The 18,485-nt window shown below is 67.5% G+C and carries 15 protein-coding genes; 9 read left to right on the top strand and 6 right to left on the bottom strand.

Annotated features, from left to right (window positions below):
• Positions 1-70: 70 nt before the first annotated feature.
• Positions 71-313 (top strand): TIGR04438 family Trp-rich protein, encoded by a 243-nt coding sequence (locus tag M5C98_RS15520; RefSeq protein ID WP_272548338.1) that lies wholly within the window; start codon positions 71-73, stop codon positions 311-313.
• A gap of 102 nt (positions 314-415) precedes the next feature.
• Here M5C98_RS15520 and ilvD read toward each other — a convergent pair whose 3' ends face one another.
• Entirely contained in the window at positions 416-2,110 is a 1,695-nt protein-coding gene (gene ilvD / locus M5C98_RS15515; RefSeq protein WP_272548337.1) for a dihydroxy-acid dehydratase, read from the bottom strand.
• A gap of 142 nt (positions 2,111-2,252) precedes the next feature.
• Between ilvD and M5C98_RS15510 the strand changes: the two genes are divergently transcribed.
• Complete coding sequence (locus M5C98_RS15510; protein ID WP_272548336.1) at positions 2,253-3,239, top strand: LysR family transcriptional regulator; 987 nt, start codon at positions 2,253-2,255, stop codon at positions 3,237-3,239.
• A gap of 98 nt (positions 3,240-3,337) precedes the next feature.
• Here the strand turns inward: M5C98_RS15510 and bfr are convergent, their stop codons facing one another.
• Both bfr and M5C98_RS15500 read right to left on the bottom strand, forming a co-directional pair.
• On the bottom strand, positions 3,338-3,814 hold the full coding sequence (bfr, locus tag M5C98_RS15505) for a bacterioferritin (RefSeq protein WP_272548335.1): 477 nt from the start codon (positions 3,812-3,814) through the stop codon (positions 3,338-3,340).
• A 92-nt stretch (positions 3,815-3,906) separates the two neighbouring features.
• On the bottom strand, positions 3,907-4,092 hold the full coding sequence (locus M5C98_RS15500) for a hypothetical protein (RefSeq protein ID WP_272548334.1): 186 nt from the start codon (positions 4,090-4,092) through the stop codon (positions 3,907-3,909).
• Positions 4,093-4,675: 583 nt separating this feature from the next.
• Here M5C98_RS15500 and M5C98_RS15495 point away from each other — a divergent pair.
• Positions 4,676-6,136, top strand: coding sequence for a Fic family protein (locus tag M5C98_RS15495; RefSeq protein ID WP_272548333.1), 1,461 nt, complete (start codon positions 4,676-4,678; stop codon positions 6,134-6,136).
• A gap of 486 nt (positions 6,137-6,622) precedes the next feature.
• Here the strand turns inward: M5C98_RS15495 and M5C98_RS15490 are convergent, their stop codons facing one another.
• Positions 6,623-8,788: a TonB-dependent receptor gene (locus M5C98_RS15490; protein ID WP_272548332.1), complete on the bottom strand. Its 2,166-nt coding sequence runs from the start codon at positions 8,786-8,788 to the stop codon at positions 6,623-6,625.
• Positions 8,789-9,171: 383 nt separating this feature from the next.
• On the opposite strand from M5C98_RS15490, the gene lgt reads away from it, so the two are divergent.
• Positions 9,172-9,993: a prolipoprotein diacylglyceryl transferase gene (gene lgt / locus M5C98_RS15485; protein WP_272548331.1), complete on the top strand. Its 822-nt coding sequence runs from the start codon at positions 9,172-9,174 to the stop codon at positions 9,991-9,993.
• A gap of 93 nt (positions 9,994-10,086) precedes the next feature.
• Here lgt and M5C98_RS15480 read toward each other — a convergent pair whose 3' ends face one another.
• On the bottom strand, positions 10,087-11,253 hold the full coding sequence (locus M5C98_RS15480) for an MFS transporter (protein ID WP_272548330.1): 1,167 nt from the start codon (positions 11,251-11,253) through the stop codon (positions 10,087-10,089).
• A gap of 113 nt (positions 11,254-11,366) precedes the next feature.
• Positions 11,367-12,395 (bottom strand): GlxA family transcriptional regulator, encoded by a 1,029-nt coding sequence (locus M5C98_RS15475; protein WP_272548329.1) that lies wholly within the window; start codon positions 12,393-12,395, stop codon positions 11,367-11,369.
• A 278-nt stretch (positions 12,396-12,673) separates the two neighbouring features.
• Here M5C98_RS15475 and M5C98_RS15470 point away from each other — a divergent pair, with 278 nt between their 5' ends.
• The 5 genes from M5C98_RS15470 (at position 12,674) to M5C98_RS15450 (ending at position 18,445) form a co-directional block, all read left to right on the top strand.
• Positions 12,674-13,363, top strand: a complete 690-nt coding sequence (locus M5C98_RS15470) for a GntR family transcriptional regulator (RefSeq protein ID WP_272548328.1) — start codon at positions 12,674-12,676, stop codon at positions 13,361-13,363.
• Complete coding sequence (locus M5C98_RS15465) at positions 13,360-14,814, top strand: malonyl-CoA decarboxylase (protein WP_272548327.1); 1,455 nt, start codon at positions 13,360-13,362, stop codon at positions 14,812-14,814. The genes M5C98_RS15470 and M5C98_RS15465 overlap by 4 nt, the downstream gene beginning before the upstream one ends.
• Before the next feature lie 148 nt (positions 14,815-14,962).
• Positions 14,963-15,955 (top strand): Bug family tripartite tricarboxylate transporter substrate binding protein, encoded by a 993-nt coding sequence (locus M5C98_RS15460; protein WP_272548326.1) that lies wholly within the window; start codon positions 14,963-14,965, stop codon positions 15,953-15,955.
• A gap of 41 nt (positions 15,956-15,996) precedes the next feature.
• Positions 15,997-16,830, top strand: coding sequence for an enoyl-CoA hydratase/isomerase family protein (locus tag M5C98_RS15455; RefSeq protein ID WP_272548325.1), 834 nt, complete (start codon positions 15,997-15,999; stop codon positions 16,828-16,830).
• Positions 16,831-16,858: 28 nt separating this feature from the next.
• Entirely contained in the window at positions 16,859-18,445 is a 1,587-nt protein-coding gene (locus tag M5C98_RS15450) for a malonate--CoA ligase (protein WP_272548324.1), read from the top strand.
• The last annotated feature ends 40 nt before the right edge of the window (positions 18,446-18,485 follow it).

Genomic DNA, 18,485 nt, shown 5'->3' with positions numbered 1-18,485 from the left:
GGCTCAATGAAATTGTAGTGGTGGGGGTTGACCCCCGCCACGTAAAGTCCGTACCGCACAGGAGATCGCCATGTACGCGCTGGGTCTGGGAGTGCTTCTTGTGCTGCTCAAATACCTCGAAATCGGGCCCGTGGCCCTGTGGTCGTGGTGGTGGGTGCTGTCCCCCTTCGCCGTGGCTTTGGCCTGGTGGACCTGGGCCGACGCCACCGGCTACACCAAGCGCCGCGCCATGGAGCGGATGGACCAGCGCAAGCAGGACCGCATCAACAAGAACAAGGAAGCCCTGGGCATCCAGCCGCGCAACCGCCGCTGAACGCACTGTCCCGATCGGCACCCACCCTTCAAACCAAAGCCCGCGCGCCTGACCGGCCGCGGGCTTTGTCTTTTGCGATGGCCGGTGCGCGGCCGGCGTGGATCAATAGGCGTCCAGCACCGCGCCCTTGCTGGCGCTGGCGGCATTGAAGGCGAACTTGGCCTGCACGCCGCGCGTGTAGCGTGGAGCGGGCGGCGTCCAGCCTTCGCGGCGGCGGGCCAGTTCGGCCTCGGGCACGTTCAGCTCCAGCCGCAGCGTGTGCGCGTCGATGGTGATCGAGTCGCCTTCGTTCACGAACGCGATGGTGCCGCCCGCCGCCGCTTCCGGCGCCACGTGGCCCACGACCATGCCCCAGGTGCCGCCGGAGAAGCGCCCGTCGGTGATGAGGCCCACGCTCTCGCCCAGGCCCGCGCCGATCAGCGCTCCCGTGGGGGCCAGCATCTCGGGCATGCCGGGGCCGCCCTTGGGGCCCAGGTAGCGCAGCACCATCACGTCGCCCGCCACGATCTTGCCGTCCAGGATGGCCTTCAGGGCCGACTGCTCGTCATCGAACACGCGCGCCGGGCCGGTGATGACGGGGTTCTTCAGGCCCGTGATCTTGGCGACCGCGCCCTCGGGGCTCAGGTTGCCCTTGAGGATGGCCAGATGGCCCTGCTCGTACATGGGCCGGTCGATGGGGCGGATCACGTCCTGGTCGGCGCGGGGCGCGTCCGGCACGTCCTTGAGCACCTCGGCGATGGTCTTGCCTTCGATGGTGAGGCAGTCGCCGTGCAGCAGGCCGGCGTTCAGCAGCACCTTCATGACCTGCGGAATGCCGCCGGCCTGGTGCAGGTCCACGGCCAGGTACTTGCCGCTGGGCTTGAGGTCGCACAGCACGGGTGTCTTCTGGCGCACGCGTTCGAAGTCGTCGATGGACCATTCCACGTCCGCCGCGTGCGCGATGGCCAGGAAGTGCAGCACCGCGTTGGTCGAGCCGCCGGTGGCCATGATCACGGCCACGGCGTTCTCGATGGACTTCTTGGTCACGATGTCGCGTGGGCGGATGTCCTTCTTGATCGCCTCGATCAGCACCTTGGCCGATTCCTTGGCCGAGTTCTGCTTCTCGTCGTGCGGGTTGGCCATGGTGCTGGAGTAGGGCAGGCTGATGCCCAGCGCCTCGAACGCGCTGGACATGGTGTTGGCGGTGTACATGCCACCGCACGATCCCGTGCCGGGAATGGCGCGCTTTTCGATCTCCTTGAGGTCGAAGTCGCTCAGGTTGCCGGCGGCGTTCTGGCCCACGGCCTCGAACACGCTCACGATGTTCAGGTCCTGGCCCTTGTAGCGGCCCGGCAGGATGGTGCCGCCATAGACATAGATGGCCGGGACGTTGGCGCGCAGCATGCCCATCAGGCCGCCGGGCATGTTCTTGTCGCAGCCGCCCACGACGACCACGCCGTCCATCCACTGGCCCTGCACGCAGGTCTCGATGCAGTCGCTGATGACCTCGCGGCTCACCAGGCTGTACTTCATGCCTTCGGTGCCCATGGCCATGCCGTCGCTGATGGTGGGGGTGCCGAACACCTGGGCATTGCCGCCGGCCTCTTCGATGCCCTGGATGGCCGCATCGGCCAGCTTCTGCAGGCCCGAGTTGCACGGCGTGATCGTGCTGTGCCCGTTGGCCACGCCCACCATGGGCTTCTTGAAGTCGCCTTCTTCGTAGCCCATCGCGTAGTACATGGAGCGGTTGGGCGCGCGCGACTTGCCTTCGGTGATATTGGCGCTGCGGCGGTTGATCTGCAGGGGTTGGTTTTCCATGGGGCGTCCTTCGTGGGAGGAAATTTTTGTGCTGCCGGGCCAGCGTCGGGAGGGCCTGCGGCTTTCGGGGCAGCGCGGAGTATGCGCTGTTTGATTGATTGGTTCCAATCCGTTTTCAAGGGGCTATTGATATGCTTGGCATATGAATGACGCATTGATCGAGCTGCGTGTGTGGCGCCAGTTCCTGGCCGTGGCGGAAGAGCTGCATTTCGGGCGCGCCGCGCAGCGCCTGCACATGACCCAGCCCCCGCTCACCCAGGCGATCGCCCAGCTGGAGCGCGCGCTGGGCCTGCTGCTGTTCGACCGCACGCGCCGCCGCGTCGCGCTCACGCCGGCCGGCGAGGCGTTGCTGCCCGATGTGCGCGAGGTGCTGGCACGCGCGCAGGCCCTGCCGGCGCGCGCCCGGGCCGCGGCGCAGGGCGAGGTCGGTCGCATCCGGCTGGCCTTCGTGTCCACCGTGGGCTTCGAGCAGTTGCCCGCCTGGGTGCGCGCCTTTCGCAGCGCCTGCCCGCAGGTGTCGCTGGAACTGGTCGAGGCCACGGGCGACGTGCAGCTGCAGTTGCTGGAGCGCGGGGAGATCGATGCCGGCCTGCTGCTGCACTCGCCGCAGTTCGCCCCGCCGGGCCTGGCCGGCCTGCGCGTGGCGCGCGAGCCGCTGGTGCTGGCGCTGCCCGCAGCGCACCCGCTGGCGGTGCAGGCCAAAGACCCGCCGCTGGCCGCCGTGCTGGCCGAGCCGCTGGTGATCTTTCCGCGCCGCATCCTGCCGTCGGTGTACGACGCGATCTTCGCGCTCTACCACGCGGCCGGGCACTCGCCGCAGGTGGCGCAGGAAGCCATCCAGATGCAGACCATCGTCAACCTGGTGGCGGCCGGCCTGGGATTGGCCTTCGTGCCGCAGAGCGTGATGCAGTTCCAGCGCACCGGCGTGGTCTATCGCCGCGTGGCGGCGCCGTCACGCCGGAAAGGGCCGGCAGCACTGCCCGAATGCGATACCCGGCTCGTGTGGAACGCGAAGGCCGCCAGCCCGGCCCTGGTGCGGTTCGTGGCCTTCGTGCAGTCGCTTCACGGCGCGGAACAGGGCAGGCCATCGGGAAGCCCGCAAGAGAATGATTTGCTATTGAATGAATAGCTGCCACCGCAATAAAACCGGCGGCAGAAGGCATAAAACGTCTTGAATCAAGAGGCGCGCACACCGCCCTGGCATGCGCGCCTTGGCCGGGCGCAGGTTCAGTCCGCGGAGGCCGATTGCGTCTGCAGGTAGTTCTGCAGGCCGACCTTGTCGATCAGGCCGATCTGCTTTTCCAGCCAGTAGGCGTGGTCTTCCTCGGTGTCGCGCAACTGGGCGAGCAGCAGGTCGCGGCTCACGTAGTCCCGCACGCTTTCGCACAGGGCCATGCCTTGCTGCAGCGCGGCGCGCACTTCGTATTCGGTGGCCAGGTCCTTGCGCAGCATCTCGGGCACCGTGGTGCCGGGCGTGAACTCCTTGGGGCGCATGTCGGGCATGCCGCCCAGGAAGAGAATGCGCCGCAGCAGCGCGTCGGCGTGCTGGGTCTCTTCCTGCATCTCATGGTCGATCCGCGTGTAGAGCTTCACGAAGCCCTGGTCTTCGTACAGGCGCGAATGGATGAAGTATTGATCGCGCGCGGCCAGTTCGCCGCGCAGCAGGTCCTTGAAATAATCGATGACCTGTGGGTTTCCCTGCATGTGTTTTCCTTGGAATCAGGGCAGGAGTATCGCGCGGCCGCCCGGCCCGCGGGTGAAAGTCCCCCTGCCAGCGCTCTGCATGCGTACCGGGATCAGAAGCGTTCGCGTTGGGGGTGCTTTGATGACGAGAGTGCTCGGCGTTGTTGGAGCCGATCGGTATTTCGTGCATCGATGGTCAATTGCAGGAAAGATGCTCGACTTTCAACAAAGAGATGTGCTGTCAATTCGTCAAGCGAGAGGAAATTCGTTATTTTTTCCATTGCTTCGCGCTCGATCATTGGGTTCGCTCTGCATTTTTTAAGATGATTTTACGAATTGCTATGGAATCCCCTAATGAAGTCATCGCCCATTGATTCATCATCACGTCGTAGTAACCCGACTGCATCAGGGGCTGTCAATTCGTCAAGCGAGAGGAAATTCGTTATTTTTTCCATTGCTTCGCGCTCGATCATTGGGTTCGCTCTGCATTTTTTAAGATGATTTTACGAATTGCTATGGAATCCCCTAATGAAGTCATCGCCCATTGATTCATCATCACGTCGTAGTAACCCGACTGCATCAGGGGAAGGGCCGAGTACCCAACGCCCGCCTCTCAGGCATCGGGCTGCGCTCCATCGCCCATCTGATTTGCCTCCACGCGTCGAGGGCAACTCATCGAGTTCCAGTTCGTCTGCTCCAAGAAAGGCATTTGCGTTTCAGCCCCGTGGACCTGCGCTGGATCGGCGAAGGATGACGGAAATTGCCGAGCGGGTCGCATCCGAGCCAGGGTCTGCCCTGATGATGTCTCCCTCGATAAGGGGTCGATCGGGCAGGGCGGAAATCAGGCCAGTATTGCCACAGAGCAAAAGCGAGCAAAGGGAAATGCTCCAAGATTTTTTGACGAATTGGTCAGGTCCCCAGTCGGTAAAAACCAAAATTCTCAAGGCCCACGAGCAGGAGTCCTTCGTTCTAGACTTGGAAGGGAAACATCTGAGCAGTCTTCCGGATGGGCTTTTCTTGCTGCCACATTTGGGAAACCTCATTGTGAATGGCAACCCTTCACTCAAAAATTTGCCGCCCGATCTGGCTTACGCCCCCGCATTGGCCCGCATCCAGGCAAACGATTGTGACCTGCATGAGTTGCCGGAAAATATCGGTCAGGCGGGGGAGTTGGTCATGCTGGAGATTAAAAATAACGGCCATTTGACCGAACTCCCTGCATCGATGGCGGATTTGAAAAAATTCGAGGTGATCGAGGCAACCCGTTGTAATTTGGTGGCCTTGCCGGAAGGCGGGATGGGCCCAAAAATCCGGCAAATCGATCTCTCTGATAATCCGAGGCTCAGCCATTTGCCAGAGAAATTAGGCGAGAGCCCCAATATTGAACATCTGGAATTGAAAGGTTGCTCGTTCTCGAGCATTCCTTCTGGTATTGGGGCCCTCCCAAAGCTGAAGTCGCTGAACTTAGCGGACAACACGGCCATGCAGCAGCTTCCACCAGGCCTGAACTTCAAAAAGGTGCATGTCGGCACGCGAGGGACGCAGATCCGCCTGATGGACTTGGTTTTAAACCAACCCATCAGTCCGCCTGTGCGCAAAGAGCAAGACGCCAAACTCAAGCAAGTGCAAAAGCACTGGGGAACGATCCAGAAGCTGATCGAAACCGGCGGCGCTAAAGTGGCACAGAAGACAGAGGCCGCCCGCTTGGAAGTGGATCAGGGCAGGGCCGGTCTCTCCAATACCGCGCAATCAACACCACTGGCAGGGCGCAATTGGAAGGCCGCCAATCATCAAATCAAAGAATGGATCGGCCAGCACCAGCCGTTGGATACCGACCATCTCAAGCGCCTGAATGCGATGCTTGGCAACGGCACCGATCCTTTCAATGACCCCGATGCTTTTGAAAAACTTGGCGCTCGCTTTGGGGAGTTTCGTCGGCAACCGACCGGTTTTCCCCAGGGGGGCTCTGCAGCTGCTGTAGTGGACGAGCGAGAAGTGGGTGCGGAGATGGCTCAGTTTGATGAATGGTTTGAACAGGCGTCTGCTCAGGTGGCTCAAGGCAGAATGAGTCCCGCTGAATTGTCTGCTGCGACAGTGCAGCGCCTTGTCAGCATTCACCCGTTCCCCGATGCCAACGGTCGCACGACGCGGCTTGCGGGCGACTGGGTGTTGATGAGCTATGGACTGCCGCCCGTCAACAGCCCGCAACGTCCAATCATCGTGTTTTCCAGCGGACGCAATCCAAACGGTCCCGACGATGCTTTGGCCTGGACAGTCGAGGGGATGACAAAGACCGTCGAGATTTACGAAAAACATTTGGGATTGAAAACATCAAGGCGTTAAAACTCACCATGTCCAAAGAGGCCTTTTGACAAACCCGTCTCCGCACGGCGTGTCCTGCGCAGCACTTTGGTGCTTTGTTTTGTCTTCACCGCTGCGATTGCGCACGCTGGAGGAGCAGGTATCTATCGCTTGGACTGGCCTTACCGCGGCGAAGTGCTCAACTACCGCTCCTGCGGCTGCGCCGACGCATGCTGGGTGGCCGAAGTTCGGAGTCAGCGGACAAAGGCCTTGAAAGCCCGTTTGCGGTGCGACTGCGAGTCGCTGCGCTACGCTCGGTCCCCGAGTCCGTCCAAAGAAACGGCGCTGGGGAATTGCGAAACCATCAACCGCAGTGGAAGCAAACCGGAAGCGATCCGCGAAAAGCTGGAGCAGATTCTGCACCCCACCGGCGCGCCTCGAGGTTCAGCGTCCTCTGCACCATGAGTCTGACACGGCAACGTCGGCGGCGTTGCTCGGGCCTCTAATTTCCTGCCAGGCCACCTAGCCTCAGAAATCCACAGCCGCCGACAGCATCACCGTGCGGGGCGCGCCCACGGTCACGTAGTTGCTGACCACCCAGTAGTTCTTGTCGAACGCGTTTTCCAGGCTGGCGCGCAGCACCACGGGCTTGCCGGAGACCTTGGTGGCGTAGCGGGCGCCGATGTCCAGGCGCGTCCAGTTGCCCACGCGCAGGCGGTTGGCGGCGTCGGCATAGACCGGCGAGGTGTGGATGACGCGGCCGTTCAGGCTCAGGCCCTGCACCCAGGGCGTGTCCCAGTCCAGGCCCAGGTTGAAGGTGCGGTCCGGCACGCCGGCAGCGTGGTTGCCCTGGTTCAGGCCGCCTGCGGTGCGGGTGAGCTTGGCGTCGTTGAACGCGGCGCTGGCCATCAGGCGCAGGCCGCGCTGGACTTCGCCGTAGGCCGTCAGCTCCAGGCCGCGGTTGCGCTGCTCGCCGCCGAAGCTGTACACATTGGTGACCGGGTCGGTGACCGCGCTGGGCTTCTTGATCTGGTAGATGGCGGCCTGCGTGGTGAGCTGGCCCCAGTCCACCTTCACGCCCACTTCGTGCTGCTTGGATTTTTGCGGGGCGAAGGTCTCGCCGGCATTGGCGGTGGTGACGCCAGCGGTGGCGCCGCGGGTGAGGCCCGCGGTGTAGTTGGCATAGACCGAGATGTTCCTGGCCGGCTTGAACACCACGCCCGCCAGCGGCGTCACGGCGCTCTTGTCGTAGCGGCTGGTGGAGACGCCCGTGGTGGGCGTGAAGTTTTCCTGCTCCATGGTCTGGTGGCGCACGCCCAGGGTCACCAGCAGGCGGTCGTCGAGGAAGGCCATGGTGTCGGCCAGCGCCAGGCTGGACTGGTCGGTGACCGAGCTTTTGCCGGGCGCGCCGCGCGCCACGGTCATGGCGGGCAGGGGCGAGGGGTTGTACAGGTTGGAGGCGTTGGTCGTGGCCGAGGTGGCGTAGAAGTAGCCCGTTTCCTGGTTCAGGTAGTTCGCGCCCAGGGCCAGCGTGTGGCCGACGCTGCCGGTCTTGAAGCGCGTGCGCAGGCCGACGTCGGCGGCCTTGGACTTCGTGTACTGGTCGTAGTAGGCGTTCGACACACGGAAGTTGCCCAGCGCGTCGGGCCGGCCGCTGGGGAAGGTCTGCTCGTAGTCCATGTCCATGTAGCCCACGCTGCCATAGACCGTGGTGCGGTCGTTCAGGTCGTGCTCCAGGCGCGACATGACCGTCTTCACGTTGTCCTGCAGCTTGGTGCCGGGGTAGAAGTTGAGCCGCGCGTCGGGCACCGCCGGAACGGTCGCGGCCGTGCCGGCGAAGTTGATCTGGGGCCGGAACTCTTTCGTTTCACCGCGCGTGGCGAAGGCGTCCAGCGACCAGCGCGTGCGGGCGCCGGCGTAGTCCAAGCCGACCGAGCCCAGGCCCAGGTTCTGCTTGCCGCCGTCGATGTTGCCCTCGCCGCCGCGCACCAGGCCGTTCACGCGCACGCCCCACTGGTTGTCTTCGCCGAAACGGCGGCCCACGTCCAGGTGGGTGCCGAACTGTGCCTTGCCCATGTAGGTGGTGGTCAGCCGCGTGAGCGGCACGTCGCCCGCGCGCTTGGTCACCACGTTGATGCTGCCGCCGACGCTGCCGCCGGGGCCCACGCCATTGGTCAGCGCGCCGGGGCCCTTGAGCACTTCGACGCGCTCGATGGTCTCCAGCGGGATGCTGGTGGACGGCGCCAGGCCGAACAGCCCGTTCATGCTGATGTCGCTGTTGGAGAGGGTGAAGCCCCGCACCTGGAAGTCGTCGCCGAAGCCGCCGCGCGAGGTGAGCGTGCGCACCGAGGCGTCGTTCATCACCACATCGGCCACGGTCCGTGCCTGCTGGTTGTCGATCAGCTCCGAGGTGTAGTTGGTGGTGCTGAACGGCACGTTCATCAGATCGGTGTTGCCCAGGATGCCCAGGTTGCCGCCGCGCGCGAACTGGCCGCCCGAGTAGGTCTTTTGCAGGCCGCCGATGGCCTCGGCCTGGTCGGACACGACCACTTCGTCGAGCGCCGTCCGGGCGGCGGTCTGCGCGCCGGCGCCGGTGGCGGCGATGAGAAGGCCGGCGCCGACGCAATGGCGGACGAGGCGGGCGAGCGGGGTGGGGGCGAAGCGGGGTTCTGCGCGGCTGGCGTGTCGGTGCATGGTGTTCAGGAGCGGGCTTTGCGGCCGGCGGGCCGGGGTCCATGGCGAGGCCGTGAAAGGCCGGGAGAGGAACGCCGGCGGCGGAAAGCGGTTAGAAGAATGAGAAGCGTTATCAATTATGAAGTCACCACCACGGGCTGATCGGGGTCGTCGGCCGGGCGCGTGGGATTGGTGCTATCAATTAAATAGCGTCGAAGGCAATCAAAACGCCGGCATGGGCCCGATTCGGCCCATATCCCGCCCGGCGGAATGCGATGACGAAGTCCTCTGGGCGGACTGCGGCGGCGCCTGGCCGGCCGGCGCGCCGCGCCGTCGCCGCAGCGGCCGCCGCTCCAGGGCGCCGGCCGGAACCGCCATGCCGCGCGGGCACAATACCGCCCACCATGCTGATGTACCCCCAAATCGACCCCATCGCCCTGCAAGTGGGCCCGCTGGCCATCCACTGGTACGGCCTGACCTATCTGGCGGCCTTCGCGCTGTTCATGTTCCTCGGGGTGCGGCGCCTGCGCCACGAGCCCTTCGCCTCCATCACCGGGCCCGGCGCCTGGACGCGGCGCGACGTGGAGGACATTCTCTTTCTCGGCGTGGTGGGCGTGGTGGCGGGGGGGCGGCTGGGCTACTGCCTGTTCTACAAGCCGGGCTACTACCTGTCCAACCCGCTGGAGATCTTCTACATCTGGCAGGGCGGCATGAGCTTCCATGGCGGGCTGCTGGGCGTGATCGCCTCCATGGTGTGGTTCGCGCATTCGCGCAGGCGGCCCTGGCTGCAGGTGGCCGACTTCGTGGCGCCGTGCGTGCCGACGGGGCTGGCGGCCGGGCGCGTGGGCAACTTCATCAACGGCGAGTTGTGGGGGCGGTTCAGCAGCCCGGACCTGCCCTGGGGCATGGTGTTCCCGCAAAGCGGCTCGCTGCTGCCGCGCCACCCGTCGCAGGTGTACCAGTTCCTGCTGGAGGGCGTGCTGCTGTTCGTGCTGCTGTGGCTCTATGCCCGCCGCGAGCGCCGCCAGGGCGAGGTGGCCGCGGCCTTCCTGGTGGGCTACGGCAGCTTCCGCTTCATCGCCGAATACTTCCGCGAGCCGGATGCGTTCCTGGGCATCCTCTCGCTGGGCATGAGCATGGGCCAATGGCTGTGCGTGCCCATGATCGTTGCCGGCATCGCCATGTGGGTGTGGGCGCGGCGTCAGCCCGTGCTGCAAAGGGCTTGAGGCAAAAAAGGCCTCCACCGCAATAAGCACTAGGGCATGTTGCTATAAAAAATGTAGCAAACGCCTTGGGCGCGCATCGGCGGTGATCGGCCCTCAGGCCGCCGCGCGCCGCGGCGCCATCGACCACAGCAGGCCCAGCGCCACGGCCAGCAGGCCCAGCATGGCCGCATTGATGGCGGTCCAGCCGATGCCCGACAGCAGTGCGCCCGAGCCGAACGACATGGCCACGGCCATGCCGCCGTTGCACAGCTCCATCAGCGCCTGGGCCGGGCCGCGTTCGTGCTCCGCATGGTTTTCGGACAGCAGCGTGGTGCCGGCGATCAGCATCAGGTTCCAGCCCACGCCCAGCAGCAGCGAACTGGCCAGGAACTGCGCGAACCCCAGGCCCGACAGCGCCACCGTGGCGCTGGCCACCAGCGCCAGGGCGCCCGCGCCGGCCACGCGCCGGCTGCCCCAGCGGTCCACCAGCGGGCCGGCGAAGAACGCTGGCAGGAACATGCCCACCACGTGCCACTGGATCACCCGCGCCGCCTGGGCCGTGGAGAAGCCGCACCCATCCATGGCCAGCGGGGTGGCGTTCATCGCCAGGATCATCAGGCCGTGGCCGATGGCCGTCATGCCCACGGCGGCGCGCAGGGCGGGGCGCCGCAGCAGCGCGAGCAGCACCGCGCGCCCGGCGGCGGCTGGCTGCGGCGCCACGCCCTCGCGCAGCCGCGCCATGGTGGCCACGCCCAGCGCCGCCAGGGCCGCGATGGCCAGGTAGGAGCCCACGAAGGGCGTGGCCAGCGCATCGCGCGAGCCCACTGCCACGGCCGGCGCGAGCAGCGCGGCGCACAGGCCCCCGCCCACCACGCAGGCCGCGGCCCGGCCTTTGTGGCGCGGGTCCACGGCCTCCAGCGCGGCATAGCGGTAGTAGCCCGCCGAGGCCTGGTACACGCCGATGCACGCCGTGCCCAGGCACAGCAGCGCGAAGCTGCCCGCCGCCACGGCCAGCGCGCACACCAGGCCCCCGGCCACGCCGAAGGCGGCGCCCAGCATCAGGCCGGGCCGCCGGCCGCGGCGCTGCATGAACAGCGACAGCGGCGACACGGCCAGCAGGTTGCCCAGCACCAGCAGCGCCAGCGGCAGGGTGGCGAGCGCGCCCCACGGCGACAGCCGCAGCCCGACGAGGGACGTGAGGGTGATGCCGATGATGGAGCACGACCAGTAGAGCGCCTGGCCGGCGAACAGCAGACGGATGGCGGGGTTGCGAAGCAGCATGGCAGGGCCTGTGAGGGATGGATAAAGAAACGCGAAAGGAAGGTCGTTCGAGCCGTGGCGCGGTGCGATGGACCGGCCGCAGCGACCCGGGGCTGTCCTTGCCGGCCGCCGCGTCAGCCCGGCCGCGCCGCGCCGGCCGTCCCAGCGCCGAAGCGCTCGGCATAGGCCTGCGGGCTCACGGCCCGGTGCTTGTGGAAGGCGCGCCGCAGCGTCTCGGGGTGCTGGAACCCGCACAGCCGCGCCACGGTGGAAACCGAGGCCTGCGCATGCGCCAGCAGGGCCGACGCCGCCTCCACCCGCACCCGCTCCACATAGCGCGCGGGCGTGGTGCCCAGCTCGCGCTGGAACACGCGGGTCAGGGTGCGCGGCGGCATGCAGGCGCGGGCGGCCAGGGCGTCCAGCGACAGGTCGCTGCCCAGGTGGCCGGGAATCCATTCCAAGAGCGGCGTGAGGCGCGGCGCGTGCGCCGCATCGGGCGCTAGCAGCGGACTGAACTGCGCCTGCCCGCCCGGGCGGCGCAGGTACATCACCAGGCGCCGGGCCACGGCCAGCGCCATGGCGCGGCCCAGGTCGTGTTCCACCAAGGCCAGGGCCAGGTCGATGCCCGCCGTCACCCCGGCCGAGGTGAAGACGTGGCCGTCGCCGTCGATGCCGCCGGGGTCGTAGGTGTGCAGCCGGTCGCCGGCCACCTGGACTTGCGGATGGCACCGGCGCAGGCTTTCCACGCTGTCCCAATGGGTGGTGGCGGGCCGCCCGTCCAGCAGGCCGGCGCGGGCCAGCAGCAGCGCGCCGGAGCAGACCGATCCGACGCGCCGTGCGGCGCGCTCGGCCTGCCGCAGCCAGTCCTGCAGGACCGCGTCGTCCAGTTGCGCCTCCACGCCCATGCCGCCGGGCACGAGCAGGGTGTCCAGGCCGGCAAGCGCCACGGCGCGCCGCGCCGTGTCGGCCACCACGGCGAAGCCCGCGGAACACGCCACAGGCCCGGCGGACTCGGCCACCAGTTGCAGGGCATAGGCGGGCGTGCGGCCCTGGCGCTCCATCTCGACATTGGCGGAGGCGAAGACCTGCAGCGGCCCGACCACGTCCAGGCTCATGAAGCCGGGGAACAGCAGGCAGGCGATGCGGCGGGGGTGTGGGGTCATGCGCTGCAGTGTCGCGCGGCGGGGCAGTGGCTGCAATGACAACCATCGCACAGATCCGGCCACTTCTGCCGAGCAGGCCGGCCGCTTGGCGCCACTGCATGGGGGTTTTCGCGGGCCAGGGAATCCCTGATGGGAAAGTGGCGGGGCGATCGCCATAATTATGTGAAATTACGCACATTGCCGCGCGATGCCGGCAGGTTGCGTTTCGTTGTCACTGCTTGCGAGGTCGATCGAGCCACACCCCGCCGTCCCTACCGCCGCCCCAACGCCGCTTTGCCATGTCGTCCCTCCCCGCCACCGCGCGCTCGCTCTCCCTGTCCTTGCATTCCGAGGCCGCCGAGCGCATCCGCGAGCTGATCTTTGCCGGGCAGTTGCCCCCGGGCGGGTTCGTGGACGAGATCGCGCTGTGCGACCGGCTCGCCATCTCGCGCACGCCGCTGCGCGAGGCGCTCAAGGTGCTGGTGGCCGAGGGCCTGCTGCGCCACGAGCCGCGCCGGGGCTGTTTCGTGGCCGAGGTGACCGAGCGGGACCTGGACGAGATCTTCCCGGTGATCGCCCTGCTGGAAGGCCGCGCCGCGCACGAGGCCACCCTGCGCGCCAGCGAGGCCGACCTGGCCGCGCTGGAAGTGCTGCACGAACGCCTGCGCGAACACGCCGCGGCCGGCCGCATCGGCGAGTACTACGCGGCCAACCATGCCATCCACGAGGCCCTCATCACGCTGGCCGACAACCGCTGGCTGGCCCAGGTGATCGGCGATCTGCGCAAGATCCTGCGGCTGGCGCGCCTGCAGCAATTGCGCGCTCCGGGGCGGCTGCAGCAGAGCCTGGCCGAGCACCTGGAATTGTTCGAAGCCATCAAGCTGCGCGCCCCCGAGGCGGCCGAGGAGGCCATGCGCACCCACCTCGTGCGCCAGCGCGCCGCGCTGCGCGACATCGCCCGCAACCCCCCTTCGAGGATCACCCCATGAATGCCACTGCGGAATGGATCTCGCGCAGCGTCTCCCGCCTGCGCCCCGCCGACAAGACCACCGGATCGGCCGACGGCGCCGGCAGCGGCCCGGCCAAGGCGCCGGTGCCGCGCTCCACGCACGAACGCCTGCAGGCCACGCTGCGCCGCGGCCAGGAGGCGCTGTCGCCGCGCGCGCTGCGGCGCCTGCTGGCCGACCTGCAGGAGGTGGGCGCGCCGCAGGTGAGCGAGGTCGAGGGCGGGCGACGCGCCGAGGCCGTTGCCGCCTGGTACCACGCGGCCGAGCCTGAGGAGCGGCGCGACATGTGGCTGCTGCTGTGCGAGCAGTTCGCGCCCGATGCCACGCGCTTCAAGTCGGCGCGCCAGCGCTACGAGGCGGCGGCCGGCACGGCGGAAGAGGCGCATGCCGAGATCCACCTGCGCCGCGCGCTGGTGTCGCCGCGCACGCGGCTGCTGCAGCGCTTTGCGGTGTTTCCGAACGGCATGCGCTTTCTGCTCGACCTGCGGGCCGAACTGCTGCCGCAGCTCAAGGGCGACAAGCGGCTGCTGGCGCTCGATGCCGAGCTGGAGCAGCTGTTTTCCACCTGGTTCGACGTGGCGTTCCTGGAGCTGAAGCGCCTGTCGTGGGATTCGCCCGCCTCGCTGATCGAAAAGCTCATCAAGTACGAGGCGGTGCACGACATCCGCAGTTGGGCGGACCTGAAGAACCGGCTGGACAGCGACCGGCGCTGCTACGGCTTCTTCCACCCGCGCCTGCCCAACGAGCCGCTGATCTTCGTGGAGGTGGCGCTGGTGGCCGACCTGTCCAGCAGCATCACGCCGCTGCTGGACGAGGGCGCGGCGCCGTCCGATCTGTCGAAGGCGACCACGGCGATCTTCTATTCGATCAGCAACACGCAGACGGGGCTGCGCGGGGTGAGCTTCGGCGACTCGCTCATCAAGCACGTGGTGGAGACGCTGAACGCGGAGTTTCCGCGCCTGCGCACCTTCGCCACGCTGTCGCCGATTCCGGGGTTCCGGTCGTGGCTGTCCAAGCACTGCGCCGCCGCGCTCGATGCGCTCGATGACAAGCGCCGCGCCGAGCTGGGCAAGGCCGTGGGGTTCGAGCCGCCGCAGGCCGCCCACGTGCTGGCCGCGGCCGACCAGGCGCTGGAGCTGCCGGCCAAATCGCCCGTGCGCCAGTTGCTGCTGCAGTGTGCCGCCCGCTACCTGGGGCGCGAGCTGCACGAGGGCAAGCCGGTGGACCCGGTGGCGCGCTTTCACCTGGGCAACGGCGCGCGCGTGGAGCGCCTGAACTGGGCGGGAGACCCGTCGTCCAAGGGCCTCAAGCAATCGTTCGGCCTGATGGTCAACTATCTCTACGATCTGAAACGGATCGACAAACACCGCGGCCTGCTGGCGCAGGGCCGCGTGCCGATGTCGGGAGACATCGAGAGCCTGTGCCGGGACTGAGGCGGTGTGAGCGGGGACAAAAAGAGGCCGGCGCGTGCTTATCCCGAAGCGCCCGAGCCTTTCGCCCCGCGGGTCTGGTGGCACTGGCGCCATGAGCGCCTTCCTTGCATGCATGACTAAAGACACATAACGACAGGAGACAGACACCATGAACCATTCCCCTTTGCAGCGCCGCGGCGTGCTGCGTGGCGCGGCCGCGGCCGGCCTGGCGCTGGCCACCGGCCGGGTGTTGGCGGCCGACCCCTGGCCGAACCGGCCGGTCAACCTCGTCGTGCCGTTCCCGGCCGGCGGCGGCACGGACGCCTTCGCGCGGCCGTTCGCGGCGCAGTTCGCCAAGTCCACCGGCAAGATGCTGATCATCGACAACCGCGGCGGCGCGGGCGGCACCGTCGGGGCCAGCTTCGCGGCCAAGGCGCAGCCCGACGGCTATACGCTGTTCATGGGCGGCACGCACCACGTGATCGCGCCCGCGATGTACCCCAAGCTCGACTACGACATCGAGAAGGACTTCATCCCGCTCGCGCTGCTGGCCAACGTGCCGCAGGTGGTGGTGGTCAACCCGCGCACGGTGCAGGCCAACACCATGCCGCAGTTCCTGGACTTTCTGCGGCGCAACCCGGCCAAGCTCAACTACGCCTCGGCCGGCGCGGGCACCTCGCACCACCTGGCGGGCGAGCTGTTCAAGCTGCAGACCAACACCTTCATCACGCACATTCCCTACCGCGGCGCGGGCCCGGCGCTGCAGGACCTGATCGGCGGCAACGTGGACATGATGTTCGACGGGCTGGGCTCGTCCGCCGCGCACATCAAGGGCGGGCGGATCAAGGCGCTGATGGTGGCCGGCGCCCGGCGCAACCCGGCCTTCCCCGACGTGCCCTGCGCGGCCGAGGTGGGCCTGCCCGACTACACCGTGACCACCTGGTACGGCCTGTGGGCACCCAAGGGCACGCCGCCCGAGCTGCAGGCGCGCATCGTCGAGGAGACGCAGCGCCTGGGCACCGCCGAAGAGCTGAAAGCCGTGTGGGCCAAGAACGGCGCCGACTATGGCGGGCTGACGCAGCCGCAGTTCGCCGCTATGGTCCACTCCGAGGTTCGCCGTTGGGCGAAGGTGGTCAAGGATTCGGGCGCCAAGCTCGACTGACCGGCGGCCCCGGGCGGGCGGAAAAGCGGGAGAAGGCGCACATGGCGGGTGACATCGGGGTGGAACGGGTCGATGCGGCGGACGGCGTTGCCGGGGTGGTGCGCGTGGTGCTGCACCACCCGGGGCGGCTCAACGCCATGTCGCGCGCCATGTGGCGGCAACTGCGCAGCGTGTTCGAGCAACTGCAGGGCGACCCCAGTGCGCGCTGTGTGCTCATCCAAGGCGAGGGCGATGCCTTCTGCGCAGGCGGCGATATCTCCGAATACCCGGCTTTCCGCTTCGACCGCGAGGCGCTGCGCGACTTCCACGAAACCGACGTGTGGGGCGGCCTGGCGGCCATGCTGGCGTGCGACGTGCCCATCGTGGCGGGCATTCGCGGCGCCTGCATGGGTGCGGGCGTGGAGATCGCCAGTTGCTGCGATGTGCGCATCGCCGGCGCGGGGGCGCGTTTCGGCGCGCCGATCGCGCGGCTGGGCTTTCCGATGGCCCCGCGCGAGGCGCAGCTCGTGGCCGGTGCGGTGGGCGAGCTGATCGCGCGCCAGATGCTGCTGGAGGCCGCCACCTTCGGGGCCGAGGCCATGGCGGCGCAGGGTTTCCTGAACCGCGTGGTGGCCGACGAGGCACTGGCCGCCGAGGCCCTGGCCAGCGCTCGCCGCATCGCCGCGCTCGCCCCCGCCGCCGCGCGCATGAACAAGCAAACGCTTCGGGCATTGAAAGGGCCTGCAGCGCATATTCCACTAGGGCATGATGCTATAAAAAATGTAGCATTCGATTCAGGAGTCCTGGCCGAATCCGATCCCTATGCCTACGCGGACAGCCCCGAGCACCGCGAAGGCATCACGGCCTTCCTGGCCAAGCGCCCTCCCGTTTTCTGATTCCCGACCGATCCTTTCCTTTTCTCGTATGAGCCAACACAACCTGTACACCGCCCTGCGCGCGGCCTTTCCGGACGACCTGGATGCGGTCGCCGTCGAAACCACCGCCGCCGACGGCACGCCCCTGCACTACACCTGGAGCGACCTGGACCGGGCCAGCGCGCGCATCGCCAACCTGCTGGCGTCGCTCGGCCTGCCGGACGGCAGTCGCATCGCGGTGCAGGTCGAGAAATCGGTCGAAGCGCTGCTGCTGTACCTGGCCACGCTGCGCGCGGGCCACGTCTTTCTGCCGTTGAACACCGCCTACCAGAGCGGCGAGATCGAATACTTCGTGGGCAACGCCGAGCCCGCCGTGGTGGTGTGCACGCCGGGCAACTTCGGCTGGGTGTCCAAGATCGCGTTCACGGCCGGCACGCAGCACGTGTTCACGCTGGGCGACGACCGCACCGGCAGCCTGCTGGACCGCGCCGCACACCAGGGCGACACGCACCTGCCCGCGCCACGCGCGGCCGACGACCTGGCCGCCATCCTGTACACCAGCGGCACCACCGGCCGCAGCAAGGGGGCCATGCTCACGCACGGCAACCTGCTGTCCAACGCGCAGGTACTCAAGGACTACTGGGGCTGGACGAAGACCGGCGGCCCCGATGGGCGTGGCGACGTGCTCATCCATGCGCTGCCCATCTTTCACGTGCACGGCCTGTTCGTGGCCATCCACGCGGCGCTGCTCAACGGCAGCAAGATGATCTGGCTCGCCAAGTTCGACCCGCGCGCCGTGATCGCCGCGATGCCGCGCGCCACCGTGTTCATGGGCGTGCCCACGCTGTACGTGCGCCTGCTGGCCGAGCCGGGCCTCACCCGCGAGGCGGTGCGGAACATGCGCCTGTTCATCGCGGGCTCGGCGCCGCTGCTGATCGAGACCTTCCGGGAATGGCAGGAGCGCACCGGCCACACCATCCTGGAGCGCTACGGCATGAGCGAGACCATCATGCTCACCTCCAACCCCTACACGGCGGACCCGCGCCACGGCGGCCAGGACGAGCGCCGGGGCGGCACCGTGGGCTTTGCGCTGCCGGGCGTGGACCTGCGCGTGGTGGACGACGCGGGCGTGCCGCTGCCCGTGGGCGAGATCGGCAACATCCAGGTGCGCGGCCCCAACGTGTTCAAGGGCTATTGGCGCATGCCCGAGAAGACACAGGAAGAGTTCAGCACCGATGCCGACGGCCACCGCTGGTTCAAGACCGGCGACGTGGGCCGCGTGGACGAGCGCGGCTACGTGGGCATCGTGGGCCGCAGCAAGGACCTCATCATCAGCGGCGGCTACAACGTCTATCCGGCCGAGATCGAGGGCTACATCAACGACATGCCCGGCGTGGCCGAAAGCGCCCTCATCGGCGTGCCGCACCCCGACTTCGGCGAGGTCGGCGTGGCCGTGGTGACCCCCAAGCCCGGCGCGCGGCTGGATGGCGATGCCATCGTGGGGCAGCTCAAATCGCAACTGGCGAACTTCAAGATTCCCAAGCGCTGCTTCATCGCGCCCGAGCTGCCGCGCAACGCCATGGGCAAGGTGCAGAAGAACCTGCTGCGCGAGCAGCACAAGGGCCTGTTCGCTTGACGGTCGCGCCGCTGCCGGCCCCGCAGCGCGCCCGGTCGGC

The organism is Acidovorax sp. NCPPB 3576 (assembly GCF_028473605.1).
GTDB lineage: Bacteria > Pseudomonadota > Gammaproteobacteria > Burkholderiales > Burkholderiaceae_C > Paracidovorax.
Note: the sequence above shows the minus strand (reverse complement) of the source record. Positions and strands in the feature narration are given on the sequence as shown.